This window comes from Aquibacillus saliphilus (genome assembly GCF_020404745.1).
Lineage (GTDB): Bacteria > Bacillota > Bacilli > Bacillales > Amphibacillaceae > Aquibacillus > Aquibacillus saliphilus.
Window position 1 is genome coordinate 1 of sequence record NZ_JAIZAP010000043.1, and the last position, 609, is coordinate 609.

Sequence of the window (609 nt, forward strand, 5' to 3'; positions counted from 1 at the left end):
ATCCTATTTATTCAGATACGCGTACTACTCCATTACGAGCAGTGGGTTTCCCCATTCGGAAATTCCTGGATCAATGCCTACGTACGGCTCCCCAGGACATATCGGTGTTTGTCCCGTCCTTCTTCGGCTCCTAGTGCCAAGGCATCCACCGTGCGCCCTTCTTCACTTAACTAACTTACAGTAAAAAAGTTTGTTCGTTGTTGCTTTGATGTCTTGTCATCAGTTTCGTTCCAGCTCCTAATAGTTAGCGTATAGGTAATCCATCCTTTCGCACTCAAAGTTCAGAGTGCTACAGTCTGTCTTATCTATCCGTACGCTATTTAACAGTCGCTTTCACTTCCTGATCTTTCTTATCTAGTTTTCAAGGTACAAGTCTTCTAAATCTGAGGTTTTAATCCCTCAAAACTGAACCAAACAACCAAGTATGTTTCAGCTCGTAAGAGCTGTTCCGTTCGCAGGGGCTTTACTTCCGTAAAACGGTTGTTTTCACTCCTGCGAATGTTTCCTTAGAAAGGAGGTGATCCAGCCGCACCTTCCGATACGGCTACCTTGTTACGACTTCACCCCAATCATCAGCCCCACCTTCGGCGGCTGGCTCCTAAAAGGTTA

Annotated in this window: 2 rRNA genes; both read right to left on the reverse strand. The window is 45.6% G+C overall.

Annotated features, from left to right (window positions below):
- Nucleotides 1–172: ribosomal RNA gene (locus LD272_RS21325) — 23S ribosomal RNA — on the reverse strand; the annotation flags it as partial.
- A 338-nt stretch (nucleotides 173–510) separates the two neighbouring features.
- A 16S ribosomal RNA gene (locus tag LD272_RS21330) occupies nucleotides 511–609 on the reverse strand; the annotation flags it as partial.